General features: G+C 63.7%; 1 protein-coding gene and 1 pseudogene. Both read left to right on the top strand.

Annotation, left to right across the window (positions count from 1 at the left end; all coding sequences use genetic code 11):
• Positions 1–209, top strand: a pseudogene (locus tag FUT88_RS25760) (CoA transferase); the annotation flags it as partial.
• Positions 210–298: 89 nt separating this feature from the next.
• Positions 299–719: ABC transporter substrate-binding protein (locus FUT88_RS25755; RefSeq protein WP_186829394.1), on the top strand; the 421-nt coding region annotated here is incomplete at its 3' end.

Raw genomic sequence — 719 nt, 5'->3', positions numbered from 1 at the left:
GCGTGATCGAAACCGTGCGCGCGCAGTCGGGCATCCAGGTCGAGATGCCGGGCGTGGTGCCAAAGCTTTCGGCTACGCCGGGCGCCGTGCAGGCGAGCGCGCCGCGCCTGGGCCAGCACACGCGGGATGTCCTGCGCGGCCACGGCCTCACCGATGCGCAGATCGACGCGCTCGTTTCGCAGGGCATCGTTGCCGAAGCCAAAAGCTAAGCAGCTAGGACGATCCCGCATGTTGTGTTGCAAATCGTTGCGGTAATATCGCCGCCAAGGCAGTGAACGCCACAGAACAGGAGACAGGCATGGGGACACGAGTCATTGGGCGCTGGGCAAAGTGGATGGGCGCAGCACTGTGCGCGACAAGCCTGCTGGCTGCCAGCCCCGCCGTTCTGGCACAGGGCAAACCTGAAAAAAGCAAGGTCACCATCGCGGTGGGCGGCAAGGCGCTGTTCTACTACCTACCGCTGACGATTGCCGAGCGTCTGGGTTACTTCAAGGACGAAGGCCTGGACGTTGAAATCGTCGACTTTGCCGGCGGTGCGAAAGCGCTGCAGGCCGTCGTGGGCGGTAGCGCCGACGTCGTGAGTGGTGCCTACGAGCACACGCTGGTGCTGCAGGCCAAGGGCCAGATGTACCAGGAGTTCGTGCTGCAGGGGCGTGCCCCGCAGATCGTGCTGGCCGTCAACAACAAGACGATGCCCAACTACAAGTCGATCGCCGATT

It is taken from the genome of Ralstonia sp. TCR112, from assembly GCF_007997035.1.
GTDB lineage: Bacteria > Pseudomonadota > Gammaproteobacteria > Burkholderiales > Burkholderiaceae > Ralstonia > Ralstonia edaphi.
The sequence above is the reverse complement of the archived record's forward strand: the minus strand, read 5'-3'. Positions and strand labels throughout refer to the sequence as shown.